Consider the following 19014-nt stretch of genomic DNA (forward strand, 5'->3'; position numbering starts at 1 on the left):
TTCTCTCTCCTCTTTAAAAGGAAAATCACTAGTTAAATAGCGTTTCTCCTATAAAACCACCTGATTTCGTTCCTGGTAAACAAGCAAAGATGGCACTTCCTCTATGGGATATATATTCATTTAATTTATCCATCTTGGCTAATCTATTTTGTATCGGGATAAATTGTTTACTAGGAGTACGCTGAAAACATAAGAACAATAGCCCCGCATCAAAGCTGCCGGTTTTCGGATCCATTCCATCCGAATAGGAATATGCCCTACGCAGAATTTGCTGGGAACCATCCCCATGGGATAAGCGTGTATGCGAATCGGCTGGGATGCTATATTCGCCTTTGTCATTTTTCTGCTTTAGATCAAGTTTTTCAAATTCTTTTTTTTGCCCAATTGGTGCACCAGTTTCACGATAACGACCAAACGTTTTTTCTTGGTCCTTTAATGTTGTACGATCCCACACTTCAATAAACATTTGAATTCGGCGAACAACAAGATAACTTCCGTTGACTAGCCAATTCGGTCCATCACCAGGCTGCACCCACACCTGTTTATTCATTTGTTCTTCATTGTTTACATCAGGATTGGCTGTGCCATCTTTAAAGCCAAACAAATTCCTTGGCGTTTCATTTTTAGGGTCTGCTTGTTTCGTGCGCTGAAACCCTGTTTGCGCCCAGCGTAAGATCGCCTTTCCTCTGGCAAGCCGAATCAGATTTCTAACCGCGTGAAAGGCTACTTGCAAATCATCAGCGCAGGCTTGAATGCAGAGGTCGCCTCCTGTCCATTCTTCTTCCAACGCATCCAATGGAAATTTAGGCAGGTCAACTAATTCTTTCGGCTGCTTTGCTTTAAGACCAAATCTGTCTTGATTGTCTTTTACAAACAGATTAGGACCAACACCAAATGTAATAGTTAAATTAGAGGCTGATAACCCCGCGGCCTCCCCAGTATCTTTTGGCGGGAGAAACCCATTACTCGATAGGTCTCCAACTGCTTTCCCTTCAGATAATAAGGCTGCTGCCTTTGTCCAATCCTTAAACAATTGAACCAATTCTTCTTTTTTCGAGGTGGTAACATCCAAGGAAACAAAATACACATGACTTTGTGTTTTGGTTGTGATCCCACTCTGCTGTTTTCCATAGAAGGGAACGATATCATGGTCCTCATTAGTCGTCGCTTTGCTCTCTGTGATTGAAAGCAATCCGCCAAGTCCAGAAGCACCAAGGATTACTCCAACACCTCCAACACCGGCCGTTTTAAGAATATCTCTTCTCGAAATCCTTTTTCCGATAGATGAAGATTCATCAATAATGTTTGTTTTCTTTGTCAATTAAGACGCCTCCGTAACAAGTCCTATTTGTGAGAGTGGTTCTGCAAGTGCATCAATCGCCTGGCTTAGTTCTTTAACCTGTGCTTCTGTTAAATCAGTATAGAGAGTATAGCCTTCGCCCTTTTTATGTTGGTTTAGTAGATTATAAACAGCATTGAAACGTGTTTCTATTTCCTTTGAAACGGCCTCATCTTTTTTCTTTAATTCCGGATTGAGCAGTTGGTAAATCTTTTCTGCTCCCTCCACATTAGCAGCAAAATCATATAAATCTGTATGCGAGTAACGATCCTCTTCACCTGTCACTTTTGAAGTTGATACCTCGTTTAAAAGGTCAACAGCACCGGTTATTAACAATTCAGGTGTCACTTCAACCGTATCAACTTTGGCACGAAGAAGATTAACATCTTTCATTAACTGCTCAGCGTACTGCTCATATCCCTTCGTTGTTTTTTCAATCCACAGACCTTTTTCAATTCGGTGGTATCCACCCCATTCCGCTTCCGGAACATCACCTTCACGTGCATCAATCTTCGGGTCCAGGTCGCCAAACACTTCCGCAATAGGTTCGGCACGCTCATAATGCATCCGTGCTGGTCCATAAAGAGCTTTAGCCTCTTCTATATCTCCATTTTTAACTGCGGTAGTAAAGGCTTCTGTAGCCTTAACAAATGCTTCAATTTCTCCTAAGGCATATGCCCTGTATTCATCTGTGACCCCAGAAAGTGATGCCTGGCTTGTAACTGCTTTGTCCTTTACCTTTTCTGTTGGTGCTGTTTTCTCCGTATCATTTGAACATCCAAATAATAAACTGCTAGATAAAATTAGGGTGCCTGACACTTTTAATAGTTTCATATATGTAATCCTCCGGTATCTATAATAATGATAATCATTTTCATTACTATCATACCAGTAAATGAGAAATGTTTTCAATTATATTTTTAAAATTTTATAAAAAAAAAGACTTCCCTTTTTTGGAAAGCCTTCTGGGTTTATTTAATTAACGAATGCTTAAATGCATAAATGACTGCTTGTGTTCGGTCTTGTACATTGAGCTTGCTCAAAATATTGCTGACATGGGTTTTCACGGTTTTGAGGGCAATAAATAACTCGTCTGCAATGTCCTGATTAGTTTTTCCTTCTGCCATTAACAATAATATTTCGATTTCCCGAGAGGTGAGGTCTTCGTGTGGCAGGTGCGTATTTTTTTGACGCATTTTCACCATCATTTTTCCGGTTACTTCTGGTTCAAGGACCGATTGTCCATGATATGTAGCGCGGACTGCATTGGCAATTTCACCTGCTTTTGAGGTTTTCAGCATGTAACTTGTGGCTCCTGCCTCCAGTGCTGGATAAACCTTTTCATCATCCAAGAAACTGGTAACAATGATGATTTTTGCTTCAGGCCATTGTTCAATGATTTGACGTGTGGCTTCAATCCCGTCCATTTCCTTCATAACTAAATCCATTAAAATAATATCAGGGCGAAGCTCAAGGGCAAGTTCCACGCCCTTTTTTCCATCGTCAGCTTCCCCAACCACCTCAATATCTGGCTGGGCTGATAAGTAGGAAGAAACCCCGATTCTCACCATTTCATGGTCATCAACAAATACTACTCTAATCATTGGCACCATCTCCATTAATCATCACCGGAACCTTTACTTCCAGCCTTGTTCCCTGATTTTTTACACTAACCACTTTTAACGTCCCGCCAACTTCAACCGCACGCTCATGCATATTTTGCATTCCATAGGAACCTGCTTTCATCTCGTTTACATCAAAACCAATTCCATCATCAACAATCCTTAAGATAACCAGGTCATCCCGTTTAACCATCAGAACTTCGAGCGAGCTTGCTTTCGAATGTCTTAACGTATTTGATATGGATTCTTGTAGAATACGGAAAAGATGATCTTCAACTCCTTTATCTAAAGGAAAGGCCTCCGTTTTCCATTTAATATCCATTTCAACCTTTTGTGATAATTCGATTAATAACTCTTCAATTCCTTCTTGGAGTGTTTTATTTTTCAACGCAACTGGCCGTAAATGTAAAAGAAGAGCTCGCATTTCCAACTGTGATTGGTGGATCATTTCTTCGACTAATTTCAATTGTTTTGCTTCACGGTCATCCTCTACTGGTGTGTGCTGCTTTGTTTCGTTGATGGCTGACATCATCATCGAAGCAGCAAATAATTGCTGACTGACCGAATCATGAAGTTCACGGGCCAGACGGTTCCGTTCTTGCTCGATGATTTCTTGAATTCTTTCTTCAATGTCTTCCACCTTTTCGGTAGCTAAGCGCTGAGAAAGCTTCGCTTGCTCAGACATCTGTTTGCCGATCTTCTCAATTCGGTTGGCAATGAGTTGCATTTCCGAGATTACAGGTTTCGCCTTAACTTCTATCTGTTTTCCTTCTTCTAATAAATGCAAGGAGTGTTCAACCGTTAGAAACTGTTTTCTCCAATACATCCCAGAGACCGCACCTAAAAGGATTCCGACGGCAATACTAAAGGCAGGGATAAATATAACAAAGGGAATATTCATGAAATGTTTATTCCACAATTCAGCCCAACTTCCTAATGGGTAAACGGAAATAAAAATAGCACCGACAATAATTGAAATTAAAAAGGAGAAGCCGACACTCCAGAATATTTGACGCTGGGTTGTGCTCATATCCGGCTCACCTCTAAATTTCCGACAACGAGCGAGGTAAATATTTTCACCTTGTGCTCAGCGGTCTCATATCCAGGTGTTTTTAAATGTAAAACTCGATTGAAAAGTTTCGAATCATGATGTTCGAAAACTGTGGTTGAACCGACTATACAAGAATGCTGGATACTCACTTCAATATCATAAGGAACAAGAATTTGAATATTCCCGATCAGATTTCGAATGAAGATAACTGTTTCACCTTTTGGCAGCATTGTAAAACTAAGGTCAATGATGGTATCACCAATTCCTGCCTGGATGTTTACATCATTCCATTTATAGGCACCCATAGGGGTCTTTTGCTGACCAAGGACAATATTTTCAAATAAAGGTTCTGTTCGAATCATTGTTTCTTGTTGAGAGGGTTCTTCCGCTTGGTTGATTTCAGGTGTAATCTTCTTTGGATGCTTTTTTGAATTAATAAATTGAATAAAAAAGTGCAATAAAATGGCGAGCAACAAGAACTTAAACGTCATCATATGGAGGATACTAAGGACAAAAAAGATGATCCCGCCGATAAAAAGAATCTTCCCCATCTTTTTCCCAGCTCGCTTGCGGCCAAGAAAAATCATGCCGCCAGAGATTATAAGGGAAAAAATAAGCCCACTGTTAAAAAATAAGATTTCCATGACTAGAATAATCATACCGATGAAAAACATCCAGCCTAAATAATCATTTTTCGTATTTTTAAACATGGCCCACCCTCCCTTTTTAAACATCTGGCTCATTCATATGTTTTAAATTATGGTCAAAAGGCGCAGAAAGCCTACGCCTTTAGTCTTCTAACTTGAGCGAAAAATCCCTTTGGAACCTGCTATCTTGGTTCCAAAGGCGAATTTACTCTTTTTAATTAGTCTACCATATTTGATATTAAATGGACTTGCTTTCTTCCAATTTCATATCTTTTTCTAACTGTGCGATCCGAGCATCAATCGTATTCCGATAAAACGAACTATTCACTTGATGCTCTAAACGGTCTAGATAGTTTTCAATCTCTTTAAACTTCGAGTAGGATTGGTCAGAATAAGAATTAGAATCAAGCACCTGATTTATTTGATGATTTGCTCGTGTCACATTTTCACGACCCATTAATTCCATTCTTCTCAAGTGCATGTCTTTGATTTTGTGCTTCATTTCTTCATATTTTCTTTCTAAGTCTGCAAGCTGCCCTTTTACTTGTTCAAGTGATGCACTTAAGCGGGCGGCACGCTCCGAGTATTGCTGATGTTCTGCTGCAGCAAACTGATTAAGCTCTGTTTCGCCTGCCTGAGCTGCAATTTCAGCTTGGTACTTACGTTTTTCAGCTAATTGGGCGGCTTGTTGATATTCTCTTGTAAATTCATCTTTCAGTGTGTATTGACGTTCTACTAGCTTTCTAACTTTCTCAGTTTCTTGCTCACACTGGCGCAGGTATTGATTTAATAACGCAATTGGATTTTGTTTATCTTTTTGATCTAGTGCCTCGTGTAAATCTGCAGTAATCGTGTTTTTAATTCTTGTAAATAAGTTTGTCATGTTTATTCTCTCCTTTTAATTTATTTTTCAATTTTCGGATTATATTTTCACTCGAAATTGCCATAAATTACGACACTTCCTGGGTATTAATTGGAAATTCTTCCAATCTTCAAATTCTTATTACGCATTTTGGAAATTTACTACATGTTTTCGGACACTTACTACGTATTTTCGAATACTTATTACATCTTTTTCGGAACTTACGACATTCCCTGGATATTAATTAGAAACTCTCTCAATCTTCAGTCCTTATTACACTTTTTTAACCACTGACTACGTATTTTCAGAATCTTATTACACATTTGTCGGAAGAACCAAACAGCTTCTAATTTTTCAATTCATTCCACTGTTTTTCAAAATTAACAAATGGATCAGATTCTTCCTTTACAACTGTGTACTTTTTCTGGTTCCATTTTTTATACACGAGATATAACACATAGGCTGCCGCTACTCCAATGATGGCTGGGGCGTTATGAATGGAAGCGATAAGAACGATGAAGCCGATCACTCCAAGCCCAATTTTTCCTCCTGTAGATTTAGCTCTTAAGAACTGTTTGAATATGAAGTAGAGGAGGACTAAGCTAATGAATAACCCCAACATTGGACCGATTGTTGAAAACAGGATGACTGCTGCAATTCCTCCAGCTAACAGTAAACCAAATTTTTTCATTTTGTTTTTCTCCTTTCTTTATCTTGATATCATCTTACCTCTTTTCTTTGTTTGTCATAATTGCGCTTCAGCTTGATTTTTATATCAGTCCTAAGACGTAGAAAAGGCCAGTACCTAAGCAAAATGCTTAAGATACTGACCCTTCTATTCCTTATTTAGATATAAACATCTGGACCCAATAGTGTCTTGATGAACCACCTTGGGCGTAGCCAACCCCAATATAAGTAGATCTCGTACTTAAAATATTTGCCCTGTGACCGGAGCTATTCATCCAAGCTTGAACAACTGAAGCCGGCGTAGTTTGCCCTGCTGCAATGTTTTCAGCTGCTGAACGATAAGAAATCCCAAAGCTTTTCATCATGGCAAATGGACTGCCATATGTTGGACTTGTGTGACTGAAATAATGTTTATCCCTCATATCATTGGCTTTATAGCGAGCGACCCTTGACAATTCCCAATCTGGTGTTAATGCCTTTAATCCATTTTTGGCGCGCTCCTGATTGGTTAACTGAATTACTTGGTTTTCAATGCTTTTAACTGCATCGAAACTTGGAATGGTTACCTTTTGACCTGGATAGATTAAATTTGGGTTCGAAAATTGGCGGTTTGCTGAAATAATTTCGGATATTCCAACTTGATACCTAACTGCGATTTTCCAAAGCGAGTCACCCGGCTGTACGGTGTAGATTTGCTGGGCAAAAGATACACTTGGAATACAAAATAGTGACAATAAAAACAGAAAACTAAACCAAAAAGATTTTTTCATTTTTTCGCCTCCTCCGAATATATAATTTTGATTTCAGGCTCAAAATATACAATGGATTAAAAAATTAAAATTATTGCTTTGAGAAATTTGAAATTTGATGCCCATCAATGCAGATTTTTTTGGAGGTTTGAAAGGTGAAAGAGATTTCATGGATGACCTATCTTATGTTAATTTTAGCGAGCTATCGTTTAACCCATTTAATTGTCTTTGATAAAATTACAGAATTTATCCGTAAACCTTTTGTTAAAAAAATTAAGGTAGAAACAGAAGATGGAGTGGAAACCAAGGAAGTACCGACATCGTTGGTTGGTTATTTGTTAAAATGTTATTGGTGTGCAGGTGTTTGGAGCGCCATCTTACTTGGGGGAGCCTATTTGCTCTTTCCGCGCATTACCTTTGTGGTTATTTTAATTTTATCGATTGCCGGCGGCCAATGCATTATTGAAACCTTTGTCGGCGTCAATATTAAAAAAGTCGACTATTATGCCGCACTTAAGAAAAAAGACTAACAAAATAGTCTATTTCACACAGTGATTCATTGGAAAAATCCTCCCCCCTGATGCATATATTTTAGAAAAGCTTAAAACTTGAATCACTTAAGCTAAACAAAGGGGGAATACAATGGCTGCCATTTGGTGGGTCACAACGATTGGTTTTGTCATATTTCTTGGTTGTATAGGAGGAACCTATTTTTATTTTCTTAGAAGCTCCTTAAATACAGAAGACTCTACCCGTATTGATCCATTGAAAATTGATAAAGAGGAATGAATCAATGAAGGCTGGGTTTACAGCTTTGTCATGCAGCCGCATTAAATTTTGAATCTTTTAAATCATGTGTTGTATCTTAACAGGACCTTGTATAAGCAAGGTTCTTTTTACTTTAAGGAAATCTTTCCTTTTTTTACATTTATTTTAGCACTTTTGGAAAAATTAATTATGATGTCATTTTTTTAAGCTGGAGGAGTACAAATGAGTTCATCTGAGAAAATTCCACAATTTCCAAAAACGTATTGGCGTGAAATAGAATTACCCTCTTTTAAGAAATTAACCGAAGATCTATCCGTCGACGTCGCGATTGTCGGAGCAGGTATTACCGGGATTACTGCTGCCTATTTACTCTCGAAGGAAGGGGTAAAGGTTGCCATATTAGAAGCCGGAAATGTTTTAAACGGCACCACTGGTCATACAACGGCAAAGCTAACAGCCCAACATAGTTTAATTTATGATGAATTTATTAACCATTTTGGGGAGGAAAAGGCTAGACTTTATTTCGAATCACATATGAATGCCATTCAATTTGTTGAAAGTAATGTGAAGGAAAAAGGAATCGATTGTGATTTTAGTAAAGAGGATGCTTATATTTACGCGGTCACTGATGAATATAAAGAAAAGCTGGTAACGGAGTGGGAAGCCTATAAACAACTTGATATTGATGGTGCATTAAAGGATACGATCCCATTTGATATTGAAGTGAAGGCTGCCTTGATGATGCGAAATCAGGCCCAGTTTCATCCGCTTAAATATTTAAAAGTATTGTTGGAGGACGCTGTGAAAGCGGGCTGTGTGGTGTTTGAAAATACAACTGCTACCGACATTGAAAACAATGACTCCCAGCCAACGATACTTACAAAATCTGGTTTCAAAGTGACTTGTAATCAAGTGATCATTGCGTCTCATTTTCCATTTTATGATTTGCCAGGTCTTTATTTTGCGCGTATGTATGCTGATCGCTCCTATGCTATTGGAATTAAGACAGACAAAGATTACCCTGGCGGCATGTATATTAGTGCAGACAGTCCAACCCGTTCGATTCGATATACACCGATTAATGGCGAAAAGCTGATAATAATTGGCGGTGATAACCATAAAACCGGTCAGGGCGTTGATACAATTGCGCATTTTGAAGCACTTGAAGCGTTTGCCGAGGAAGTTTTTGGGATTAAGGAATATGATTACCGCTGGTCTGCACAGGATTTAGTTACACTGGACAAGCTCCCATATATCGGTCCGATTACTTCTGAGCGGGAGCATATTTTAGTGGCTACAGGCTTTAAAAAATGGGGCATGACAACAGGAACCATGGCCGGCCGTTTATTAGCCGATTATGTGCTAAACAATGATAATCCATACAAAGAACTCTATTCACCGTCACGGTTTCATGCCGATCCAGATTTAAAAAGCATTGTCAGTACCAATGTGGATGTTGCCAAACATCTCATTAAAGGCAAGCTTGAAATTGTTCCGGGGGACCCGGATGATCTTACGGATGGGGAAGGTTCTGTTGTAATGTATAACGGGAAGAGAGCAGGTGCCTATAAAGACGAGAACGGTAAACTTTATATCGTTGACACCACCTGCACCCATCTCGGCTGCGAATGCGAATGGAACCATGCGGAAAAAACATGGGATTGTCCATGCCATGGTTCACGGTATGCCTATTCAGGCGATGTGATTGAGGGCCCGGCTAAGAAAGCGCTAAAATTATTGGCTGAAGAGTGAGCTTCGTGAGGGATAACAAGCTAAAAAAGCGCCTCCTTACTCAAAAAGGAGGCGCACATTATTATTTACTATTTGGTCGATTGTGTTTTATTCCTTCACCAGTTGTAAATTCAACCAGTTCTTCACTATCTCTCATTGGCTTTTTGCGATTATTATTTCGTTGAGCATTTTGATTTCCTAGCTTCTGTCTTCCCATACCTACCAGCTCCTTTTTGAGAAATACATTGATAGTATGAGTGAAAAGATTTAGTCTTATTCTTTTTCAAGGACAGGTGCTTTTCTAAACTTAGTCATTTGCTCAAAAGCATATGCGACCTCTATTAAGAGAGGCTCGCTATAGGCCGTTCCTGCAAAAGTGACTCCAACTGGCTCCCCTTCTGTCGTATAGCCAGCCGGAACAGCAATAGTTGGATAACCCGCTTTCGCGCTGATATGAGAGCCTTCCTCACATGGGAAAAAAATCGCATCTAAATTGTATTTTTCCAAAGCAAAATCAATCCCCTGCTTTTTCGAATGATAAAGGTCGAATTCTAATGCTTCAACATAAGCTGCTTCTATTAACGATCCACTCGTTTCATCGGACTCAATCAGGACTGCCTGGCCGTACTTGAGCATTTTCTCTTCATTGTTCTTATTAAACTCAATGAGGTCTGTTAAATTTCTTATTGAAATCGATGGATGGAGACTGTTTAAATACGCATTTAGGTCAGGTTTAAATTCATAAGTTAAAACATCATACTTCCAATTTGCCTTTGCAGAAGGAATTTCAATGGCATCGATCACCAATGCACCTGATGATTTTATAAACTCAACAGCTGCATGAATTACCTTTTGTTTCTCTTCACTTATTAACTCGATAAAACCTTCAAGGGCCAAGCCAATTCTTTTCCCCTTAAGCCCCTCTGACAAAAGGTGCTCGGAAAAGTCTTTCTTCCCATGTGGATTTGTTTGGGTGATGGGATCTGTCTGGTCTCTTCCACAAAGTGCGGTTAAAAGGTTTGCAGCATCCTCCACAGTTCTAGCCATCGGCCCTGCTGTGTCCTGGGTGTGTGCGATTGGGATAATCCCTCGTCTGCTGATAAGGCCAACTGTCGGTTTGATTCCCACCAAAGAGTTTTGACAGGCAGGATTTAAGATGGACCCAGATGTTTCAGTTCCGACTGCCACTGTCGCGAGGTTAGCTGCAACGGCTGCTCCTGAGCCTGAGCTAGACCCACCCACATCAAACTCGCCTGGTCCATATGGATTTAATACCTGACCACCTCGTGAACTATAGCCGCTTTTCATCCCGATAGCCATGAAATTCGCCCATTCTGTCATATTTGTCTTCCCGAAAATGACAGCCCCGGCCTTCCGTAATTGTTCTGCTACAAATGAATCATGGAGGGCAATTGAATTTTTTAAGGCCAGGGATCCAGCACTTGTATGCATTTTATCATGAGTATCAATGTTATCTTTTATTAAAATTGGTATTCCGTGCAATCGACTGCGCGGGCCGGTTTCTTTTCGTTCAGCGTCAAGTCCTTCAGCTATCTGTAATGCATCTGGATTTATTTCAAGAATAGAATGCAAATGGCGGTCATAAACCGCGATCCTATGTAAGTACATTAAAACGAGCTCTTTCGCTGTTAGCTCACCATTCTCAAACTTATCTTGAATTTGTCTGATGGTGGCTTCTTCAAGCCATCCATTTTTTATTAATTTCGGATCTTCCATGTGTTTTCCCTCCGTTCTCCTTTACTATTCAAGAACTAAGATTGAAATCCCTTTCCACATTAAAAAAAGACAGTGGATTTTCCTCCACTGCCAATGTCGTACCTTATCTTCTTAGTTTTTGGTCCCTTTGTCCCTCTTCAGCGATTAGACCTTTATAAAACACTCTTTTATGAAGCGGGACGTTTAATTCACGGCAATACTGTTTCAATTCTCTTTCTTCCCGATCGGTAACAAGCGAGATAACAATCCCATTTGCACCCATTCTTCCGGTTCTGCCAGCCCTGTGCACATATTGTGCTATATCCTTAGGGGAATCGATATTGACCACATGGGTGACCCCTTGGATATCAAGTCCTCTCGCCGCCACATCTGTAGCAATTAGCATGTTCATTTTTCCATCACGGAAAGACTTTAATGCTGCCTGCCGTTCGAGCTTTTTCATGTCGCTATGCAGGATTCCGATTGATAACTCTTTAAAATGGAATTTTTCCTTAAATACTTCAATTTCACCGATATCATTAATAAACGCAAGCGATTTACTATTTTCTAAGCGCGTGATTTTTTCGAGGAGCTTAATTTTATCTCTTGGTTCACATGAAAAATAAATATGCTCCACTTCTCCTGAAGATGCAAGTTCATCTTTTTCGATGCGAAGAACTTCAGGGTCCTTGGTCATTTCTTTTGCCAATTTCTCGGTTGCCGGTTTCATTGTAGCAGAAAATAAAACAACTTGGCGATCGCTCATGGTTGATTTCACAATATTTTGGACGGTATTTAGATGTTCATGGATAAGTAATTGATCTCCTTCATCAAGTACAACCAGCCTTACTTCATGCATTTTCACTTTTTTCTGTTTGATTAGTTCAAGTAAACGACCAGGTGTAGCAAAAATAACATGCGGGCGTTTCTTTAACTTCTCAAGCTGCCGTTTCATATTGGCTCCCCCAATAATGGAAGTTCCTCTGATTCCGCTTCCTTCAGACCATTTTTGAAATTCCTGATAAACCTGCATTACCAGCTCTTGAGAAGAAGCTAATACAACAGCTTGTAGGGATTGCAAACTAGGGTCGATTTTATGTAACAAGGGAAGTAAGTAAGCCAGCGTTTTACCCGTACCGGTCGGTGACTCGGCAATTAAATTCCTGCCTTCAAGAATCATCGGAATTGCAGCTCCTTGAATGGAAGTCGGTTGTTGAAACCCTGACTTTTCCCAGGCTTCCTGCAAGTATGGTTTTAAAGTATTTAACATATTGAACTCCTTTATATAAAAAATCATTTTTCTTATTATTTGTCTTTCCATATCGTATTGATACTAACTTAATAACCTGGGAGTGTCTAGTTGGGAATCACATAAAAGTTATGATGCGGAATTAAAATAGAGGACCATCCAAACCATATGATAGACCAGGACAGAGAAGTAAAGAACGCAGGTGGAAACCAATAGAGTCCGAATCCATCCTTTAAATGGGCGTAAGTAGAATAACCCAAGCAAGAGAAGGGGCAGAAGGATTTTTATAATGTAGAAAAAAGACCAGCTTTTTTCTATTACAAGTTTCATCATCGGATTCCCTTCATCAACGATACCAGAAGCCATTCCAAAATGGGTCAGAACAGCATCCAACAATCCAGCGATCAGCAGGAATACACAGAGTCTCATTATATCCACCTCAAATGAATTAGTTCAATTAGTTTCCATTATTTCTAGTAATACCTATGCTAATACCTGTGAATCCTTTCGTGTGTTCTTAAAAATAAGCAACCGAAGAAGATATAAGAGCTGCATGAGTTGCAGCTCAAATTTCTTCAAAAAGGACTAATGAACATACTTCCCATGTCAGGCTGGCCAATCTCTTCAAAATGCTCGACCAAATAATTGAGGTTCTCTTCAAGATCTTCGCCGCTCATTGGAAGCCCGTGACCGGTCACCGCTATTTGCGGCTTAAGTGCCGCTAATTTTTTCACTGATTCAAAAGCAGCATCCCAATCAGTCGTGTAATATTTTGGGGGGCCGCTTATCTCTTGTGCTTGCGTCATTACTTTATAGAGGGACTCTTGTTTTACCGTCACAAATGCGTCTCCAGCTATCAATGACCGGTCTTGTTCACGAAATAGGCTGATATGGCCCGGTGTATGCCCTGGTGTATGTACCCATTTCCAATTAGGCATATTTGGAACAGTTCCATCGGAGGGAAGTACATGAACATGAGCATTTATATTAATCCCGTGGTTTGGAAACATAGGTGACAATTTCGCAACAAGTCCACTATCAACGTTGGGGTCACCCGGTGGATAGTCACGTTGTCCTGTTAAATAAGGAAGTTCAAGTTCATGTGCATATACCGGGATCTTCCACTCCTCCAATAATTCTGCGATGGATCCGACATGGTCAAAATGTCCATGCGTTAGCACGATCGCTTGAGGAATGGCCCCCTCACCAAATCGTTCTTCAATCATTTCCTTGATTTTTTCTGCAGACTTTGGCATGCCACAGTCCACGAGCACAAATTCCTCCTGCTCATTCGGATTGCCAACAAGTACGAGGTTCACGATTTTGTCCGTATAACAATAAAGATCGGGTAACACAGCCATCCCCACACCATTGCCAATCGAGGTCATCGGAAGAAAAGTTTCTTCGAATTTACTATCCTGATTACGCTCCAAAAAAATCCCTCCCTTTTTTGCTTATTATTTATCTAGAAGGGGAAATTATTACAGCTGCTAATTCATCTTTAGTTCGTTAATAAGCCGTGATATAAATATTATAACGAACAATACGTTCTTAATAAAGCTATGAATACAAAAAACTGCTCACAATGAGCAGCACTTTAATCACGGCTATTTTCGCATAGATTGTTGTTATTCGTATAAGTTCAGCCCCCCGTATAACTTTATTCTTCGTGGCATCTTTTCGTAAGAACATTTGCGAAAATTGCCTAGAAACTTAGTAAATGACCCTAATTAAGTTCCAGAAGCAACAAAGTTTACGAAAGAGCCTTAATCAAATTGTCTCAAGGTCATTTTATACAGGTTACGATTTATTTCCTCCGATTGAATCAGACTCTCGTTGAAGTTTATTTTAATTTTTCCACTTCCTGACACAAAAATATCTTTTATCACAACTGTTCTGCCAGCCTCTTCTATCCCTTTTCCAATAAGATTGGCTATTTCTTCTGTATTCCCCGTCATACTTGCAAAGACAATTAAACAATTAGTTTTCATGATCCTATCACCTCTTGTTTTTCTTTGATTATATTGCGAATCGTTCTCATTAACATTGATCTATATCAAGAAAAACAGAATTGATGTAAATCACTACAAAGATTGAACATAGCAGTTACTATAAAGTTAAAAGAAAAGTAGGGGAGTGACTTAAGAATGTGCTGTGACCATTGCTGCTCTCACGAATCCTCGTGCATTACATCTGTTCCGGTTTTTAAGGGGATGAACGAAACGGATCTTCAACAGCTACAAAGGGTAACTAAAAGCAAACGGTTTGATAAGGGGGAATTTATTTTTCGAGAGGGCGAACGTTCGGAGACATTATTCGTGGTAAATGAAGGACTGATCAAGCTTACAAAAATGTCCTCAGAAGGGAAAGAACAAATTGTTAGATTGTTGTTTCCAGGGGATTTCTTCGGCCTATTTTCCATATTAAAAAATGAAAATCACTATGTGAATGCAAAAACCGTGGGAGCCTCAACAGTTATATGTTATATCGAGAAAAAAGACTTTCTTAACACAATGGAAAAGAACGCCGGGATGTCCTACCGCTTCCTGCTAGCGGTAAACGATCGTCTATATGAAGCAGATGAATCCGTTGGTTTCCTTAGTTTAATGGAGGTAGAACAGCGACTGGCTCGGGCCCTCATCTTGTTCCATGATAAGATGAATGCAAAAAATGGAACCTTTACTCTGCCAATAACAAAAAAGGATTTAGCCGGCTATATAGGATCAACCCCAGAATCGGTAAGCCGTAAGCTGTTGTCGTTTATGTCACAAAAACTGATAAAGATGAACGGTCGTCGACAAATACAGATTCTAGAGTTGGACCTCCTTAAACAAGTGTCAGGTATTAGTTAATTTCATCTAGCTTTATGGCCATTAACCTAAAATGCATGGGCTCCAGTTCATTTACAATCACATTCATACCTAACGATTGTAAACTGCCAATCAGCGGCTCCCCTCGATGTGGCAAATGTATTTCAAAAATGGTTCCAACTGGTGCCGCTTTAACAAAATTTAATATTTCCCGTCGTGGATGTTCTCCCTTAGCAATACGTTCTCGAATATCCATGACTGCTTTTTTATCAACTATTTCAAACATAATTCTCGATCCCCTTTGTGTTTGAGTTTAAGTTTATGATTCAGTTTATCACCTTTCTCTTCTACTGAAATTGATATATATCAAGTTTGCGTTTGTATTAATTTCGATTAAAATCAGTCCCAATACGCCGTCATTCCTATATTTGTGCTGACATTTAATTAACATCAAAAGTTTTTAAAATTCGAAAGCTTTGTGAACAATTCCCTCAATTAGATATCACCTTGGGGAATCGGTGATAGAATGAACAACAGGAAGATTATAATATAGTGGAGTTGAAAATGATGTTTAATAAGATCTCTCTTATCACATCACTGTTGTTTTTTCTATTAGGAACGAATGTTTTTGCCGATTCTCGATTAGAAGTTTCTACTCCTCAAAATAATCAAGTATTCACCCAAACGGCTCAGATAATTACCTTAACTTCTGATAATAATAGATTCGTATCAATAGATAAAAAGATTAGGACACAAAAAAAGGATTCCTCCTTACCTGCTACGCAAGTGAAGGATGCTGTGCCTGCCTTTAAAAATTATATTATTCCAAGTTTGGTTGGGTTATTTTTTATCTTCGGATTTGGGGCTTACTGGTTAGTATTTCGAAGAAAGCATAATTAGGACGAAGAGAATCCGGAGGTTTTAACCTTTTAGATTGATGTGTTATATTTTTAACCCAAATTAAATCTAGTTGTTTGTTCTTTTTCTTTAACATAAAGAAGCGTGAATCCAGTAGGAGCCACGCTTCTTTTGTTATCCTCAATGGTGCCTGACACCATTTCTATTTCCGCAGAACAGCTCGAACGGGACTCCCGTCTCCTTCAACTAGAGGCAGCGGCAGGGCAATAAGCTCGTAGTCTCCTGGCTCGATTTCATCAAGCATTAGTGACTCCAGAATATGAATGCCATGTTTATTTAAGCTATGATGGGCAGGCAGTTCTTTACTGTCAATAGGATCAACCGATGGAATATCCAAGCCGATCAGCTGAATCCCCTTACTTCCTAGAAAGGGAGCTAAGTTTGCTTCAATATGTGGGATTCTTTCAGGAAACACAGCAGGGTTTTCCCACGCAAGGGTTCGAAATAGCACCCGTCTACATCCATCAAGATCAATCCCGTCTAGGTCAGCCGCACCAATGCTTTCCTTCCCAATCATATCAATAACTCTTGCAGAACCTATGTATAGATTAAGATCCAACTCGATGATTCGTTTTCCTTGGTTATCAAAATGAAAGGGTGCATCTACATGTGTTCCCGTATGAGTACTCAATTCAAGCTTGCCTACATTCACGGAACCACTTTCCTCCATAGGCCACGAGACCTTGTATTGAAAGTCAGTATCTCCGGGCCAAACTGGCATCCCGTTGATTAATTTTCTTGAAATATCATAAATCTTCATTTCCTTTCACTCCCTCGTTAATGATCTTGCGTTTGTACCCATTATTTCATATTTCCTCACCGTTTTTCATTAGATTCCATAAAAAAGACAGGACATATTCCCGCCTTCGTCAATGAAACGATTTCCAAAATTCGCTATTCCTATTTATAAGATCTTTTAAGTTCTCAAAAGGGATTGTAAAGGTAGGAAAACCCGCTGCAAAAGCTGCGATTTCATATGGATTAAAGTAAATATTCAAACCAGCCTCACTGATAAAAAACGGCTGATCCGCCTTTATACCATGATACTCATCTGGAAACAGGTACGACGAATATTGGTTATTACCTTTCATTTGATTAAAAATAATCTCACTAATTACTTTTACATAAGGGCTTCCAGACTTAAAAAGGTCTTTTAATTGATACATCGAGCCAGTTTTTAGGTTAATATGAGCATATCTTTCGATAGGCATTCCGTGGGCTGCACAAAACGGGTAGTCGTAGCCAGTAATTTTAATGACGAGTAAATTTTTCTTGTAATAAGTAATCTCATAATTACCCGTATAATTCGATGCTAGCTGTGTTTGTGCGGGTACGGGTTTTACACCCGCCAGCTCCTTTAAAGCGCGATTCACACTATCTGGGTTTTCCATTCCTACAACCTGTGGTAAGTAGACTAAATAATCCTTATTTGGCTTGTATTTAAACTCCACAACAAAATATTGGTTATTTAACGGAAGAATTGTGGCCTGCTTCCAAATGAACTCACCAGTCTGATTAAAATATAAGAGGTGGTCGTCAATTTGACCCTTAATAAGCGTTTTCTCAAAACTGAGCCAGCCGCTGCCACTGATCATTGGCAGTTGTTCTTTTCTCTTTCCATGTTTGTCTATAAAGTAAGTATGCTGATCATCAGTAACAGACGCAAGGCCGTCCTCGAATTTCGTTATTACAGTAAAATTAAATCCTGTGAGGATATGACCCTCTGAATCAGCTAAAGCATAAATGGACCTCATACAAGGCTGTTTTGGGTCCATTTCCTTTCCGATGGCAAAGCGGCCTTCATCTAGAGATAAGATTTGATTATAATTTGGCTTAATCACAAAATGGCCTTTTCGATCAATGACGCCATAATTATCTCTATTATTCTCTGACAAACTGACAATCGCCCGGCCTTCTTTGAATGACTCTGTATTTGAAAATTTGGGCTTGATGACTGTTTTCCCCTGCTCATCGATAAATCCAATCTTTCCATCGTTGCTTTCCTTAAACGAAAGCAAACCTTCACCATAATTACCTACAAATGTATAAGGGTACGTTTGGATTACCTTCCCGGTCAGGTCAATTAACTGGAAGTTACCATCTTTTGATTTGACAACCGCTTTCCCCTTTTCAAAATCACCAGCAGTTTCATAGATTAGTGGAATCACCTCTTTCCCACGTTTATTGAGATACCCATATAAATACTCCCCGTGCTTATCTATTTCTACAGCACGTACGCGCCCTTCCTTATATTCACCAACAATAATTGAATACGTCTTGCCTGTGATTTCTTTACCGCTCTCGTTAATCACCTTGAATCCTTGAGGATCATTGACAACAGCCCGACCTTCTGAAAACGGGTTTATTGTGTCATATATAGGCTGTACAATAAAATACCCTTTGGAATTGATGACACCTGATTTGTCCATTAAACCAACTATCGCCAAACCATTCTCCTGAAAATCCTCTGCACGATCGTAATTGGCAGGAAGAACTAGATTCCCTTTTTCATCCATGTAACCCCACTTATTTCCTCCTATTTCCCTTCTCACAATAGGGAAGAGGTAGACAGCTCTTTGCTCTCGGGAAATTGAAAGCGCCCGGAGCGCCTCTTTTTCCACCTCAGGAGGAATCGGATAATAATATATCAAGCGACCGAAGTAATCTTTAAGAACAAATAAATAGGGTTTTCGGCTAAGGCGATAAACCCCAAAAATTTCATTGATTCCATCACCATCGATATCCATCCATTGAAGGATTGCTTGTTGATTTCGGTATTCCAGTTCTGCTCCTCTTGGAAGGTATGGCATGATCCAATATATTAATTCGTTATTTCCAAACATCATAACTCACCCATTTTGTTTT

General features: G+C 39.3%; 22 protein-coding genes. 5 read left to right on the plus strand and 17 right to left on the minus strand.

Annotated elements, in window-relative coordinates:
• Nucleotides 1-28: 28 nt before the first annotated feature.
• The 8 genes from efeB to safA form a co-directional block, all read right to left on the minus strand.
• Complete coding sequence (gene efeB / locus ACJ004_RS07845) at nucleotides 29-1321, minus strand: iron uptake transporter deferrochelatase/peroxidase subunit (RefSeq protein ID WP_410892306.1); 1293 nt, start codon at nucleotides 1319-1321, stop codon at nucleotides 29-31.
• Nucleotides 1322-2173 carry an iron uptake system protein EfeO gene (gene efeO / locus ACJ004_RS07850; RefSeq protein WP_410892307.1) on the minus strand — a complete coding sequence of 284 codons (852 nt, stop codon included), beginning with the start codon at nucleotides 2171-2173 and terminating at the stop codon, nucleotides 1322-1324.
• 137 nt (nucleotides 2174-2310) lie between these two features.
• Nucleotides 2311-2943 (minus strand): response regulator transcription factor, encoded by a 633-nt coding sequence (locus ACJ004_RS07855; protein ID WP_410892309.1) that lies wholly within the window; start codon nucleotides 2941-2943, stop codon nucleotides 2311-2313.
• Nucleotides 2936-3991 carry a sensor histidine kinase gene (locus ACJ004_RS07860; RefSeq protein ID WP_410892310.1) on the minus strand — a complete coding sequence of 352 codons (1056 nt, stop codon included), beginning with the start codon at nucleotides 3989-3991 and terminating at the stop codon, nucleotides 2936-2938. Before ACJ004_RS07860 ends, ACJ004_RS07855 begins: the two co-directional genes overlap by 8 nt.
• Nucleotides 3988-4722 carry a cell wall-active antibiotics response protein LiaF gene (liaF, locus tag ACJ004_RS07865; RefSeq protein ID WP_410892311.1) on the minus strand — a complete coding sequence of 245 codons (735 nt, stop codon included), beginning with the start codon at nucleotides 4720-4722 and terminating at the stop codon, nucleotides 3988-3990. Before liaF ends, ACJ004_RS07860 begins: the two co-directional genes overlap by 4 nt.
• 175 nt (nucleotides 4723-4897) lie before the next feature.
• Complete coding sequence (locus ACJ004_RS07870; protein ID WP_410892312.1) at nucleotides 4898-5542, minus strand: PspA/IM30 family protein; 645 nt, start codon at nucleotides 5540-5542, stop codon at nucleotides 4898-4900.
• Nucleotides 5543-5867: 325 nt separating this feature from the next.
• Nucleotides 5868-6212, minus strand: a complete 345-nt coding sequence (locus ACJ004_RS07875; RefSeq protein ID WP_410892313.1) for a lmo0954 family membrane protein — start codon at nucleotides 6210-6212, stop codon at nucleotides 5868-5870.
• 151 nt (nucleotides 6213-6363) lie between these two features.
• Nucleotides 6364-6978, minus strand: coding sequence for a SafA/ExsA family spore coat assembly protein (gene safA / locus ACJ004_RS07880; protein ID WP_410892314.1), 615 nt, complete (start codon nucleotides 6976-6978; stop codon nucleotides 6364-6366).
• 134 nt (nucleotides 6979-7112) lie between these two features.
• Between safA and ACJ004_RS07885 the strand changes: the two genes are divergently transcribed.
• From ACJ004_RS07885 to ACJ004_RS07895, 3 genes are all read left to right on the plus strand, one after another.
• Complete coding sequence (locus ACJ004_RS07885; RefSeq protein WP_410892315.1) at nucleotides 7113-7487, plus strand: DUF1360 domain-containing protein; 375 nt, start codon at nucleotides 7113-7115, stop codon at nucleotides 7485-7487.
• A gap of 112 nt (nucleotides 7488-7599) precedes the next feature.
• On the plus strand, nucleotides 7600-7746 hold the full coding sequence (locus ACJ004_RS07890) for a hypothetical protein (RefSeq protein WP_410892316.1): 147 nt from the start codon (nucleotides 7600-7602) through the stop codon (nucleotides 7744-7746).
• 201 nt (nucleotides 7747-7947) lie between these two features.
• The gene (locus ACJ004_RS07895; protein WP_410892318.1) at nucleotides 7948-9477 is read left to right on the plus strand and encodes an FAD-dependent oxidoreductase; all 1530 of its coding nucleotides are present in this window, start codon (nucleotides 7948-7950) and stop codon (nucleotides 9475-9477) included.
• A gap of 61 nt (nucleotides 9478-9538) precedes the next feature.
• Here ACJ004_RS07895 and ACJ004_RS07900 read toward each other — a convergent pair whose 3' ends face one another.
• The 6 genes from ACJ004_RS07900 to ACJ004_RS07925 form a co-directional block, all read right to left on the minus strand.
• Entirely contained in the window at nucleotides 9539-9673 is a 135-nt protein-coding gene (locus tag ACJ004_RS07900) for a hypothetical protein (protein WP_283877705.1), read from the minus strand.
• Between the two features lie 56 nt (nucleotides 9674-9729).
• Nucleotides 9730-11193, minus strand: coding sequence for an amidase family protein (locus ACJ004_RS07905; RefSeq protein ID WP_410892319.1), 1464 nt, complete (start codon nucleotides 11191-11193; stop codon nucleotides 9730-9732).
• Nucleotides 11194-11296: 103 nt separating this feature from the next.
• Entirely contained in the window at nucleotides 11297-12442 is a 1146-nt protein-coding gene (locus ACJ004_RS07910; protein WP_410892321.1) for a DEAD/DEAH box helicase, read from the minus strand.
• Nucleotides 12443-12550: 108 nt separating this feature from the next.
• Nucleotides 12551-12850, minus strand: a complete 300-nt coding sequence (locus ACJ004_RS07915; protein ID WP_410892322.1) for a DUF5658 family protein — start codon at nucleotides 12848-12850, stop codon at nucleotides 12551-12553.
• Nucleotides 12851-12996: 146 nt separating this feature from the next.
• Nucleotides 12997-13854: an MBL fold metallo-hydrolase gene (locus ACJ004_RS07920; protein ID WP_410892324.1), complete on the minus strand. Its 858-nt coding sequence runs from the start codon at nucleotides 13852-13854 to the stop codon at nucleotides 12997-12999.
• A gap of 333 nt (nucleotides 13855-14187) precedes the next feature.
• Nucleotides 14188-14412: a flavodoxin domain-containing protein gene (locus ACJ004_RS07925; RefSeq protein ID WP_410892325.1), complete on the minus strand. Its 225-nt coding sequence runs from the start codon at nucleotides 14410-14412 to the stop codon at nucleotides 14188-14190.
• Nucleotides 14413-14634: 222 nt separating this feature from the next.
• Between ACJ004_RS07925 and ACJ004_RS07930 the strand changes: the two genes are divergently transcribed.
• Entirely contained in the window at nucleotides 14635-15273 is a 639-nt protein-coding gene (locus ACJ004_RS07930) for a Crp/Fnr family transcriptional regulator (RefSeq protein ID WP_410892327.1), read from the plus strand.
• Here ACJ004_RS07930 and ACJ004_RS07935 read toward each other — a convergent pair.
• Nucleotides 15266-15517: an amino acid decarboxylase gene (locus ACJ004_RS07935; RefSeq protein ID WP_410892329.1), complete on the minus strand. Its 252-nt coding sequence runs from the start codon at nucleotides 15515-15517 to the stop codon at nucleotides 15266-15268. The genes ACJ004_RS07930 and ACJ004_RS07935 overlap by 8 nt on opposite strands.
• Nucleotides 15518-15798: 281 nt before the next feature.
• Here ACJ004_RS07935 and ACJ004_RS07940 point away from each other — a divergent pair, with 281 nt between their 5' ends.
• A complete protein-coding gene (locus ACJ004_RS07940; protein WP_410892330.1) occupies nucleotides 15799-16131 on the plus strand; it encodes a hypothetical protein in 333 nt (110 codons plus the stop codon).
• Nucleotides 16132-16291: 160 nt separating this feature from the next.
• Here the strand turns inward: ACJ004_RS07940 and kynB are convergent, their stop codons facing one another.
• Together kynB and ACJ004_RS07950 are read right to left on the minus strand one after the other, a co-directional pair.
• Nucleotides 16292-16909 carry an arylformamidase gene (kynB, locus tag ACJ004_RS07945; RefSeq protein WP_410892331.1) on the minus strand — a complete coding sequence of 206 codons (618 nt, stop codon included), beginning with the start codon at nucleotides 16907-16909 and terminating at the stop codon, nucleotides 16292-16294.
• 109 nt (nucleotides 16910-17018) lie between these two features.
• The gene (locus tag ACJ004_RS07950; RefSeq protein ID WP_410892333.1) at nucleotides 17019-18992 is read right to left on the minus strand and encodes a WG repeat-containing protein; all 1974 of its coding nucleotides are present in this window, start codon (nucleotides 18990-18992) and stop codon (nucleotides 17019-17021) included.
• Between the last annotated feature and the right edge of the window lie 22 nt (nucleotides 18993-19014).

Source organism: Neobacillus sp. 204 (assembly GCF_046562815.1).
GTDB lineage: Bacteria > Bacillota > Bacilli > Bacillales > Cytobacillaceae > Neobacillus.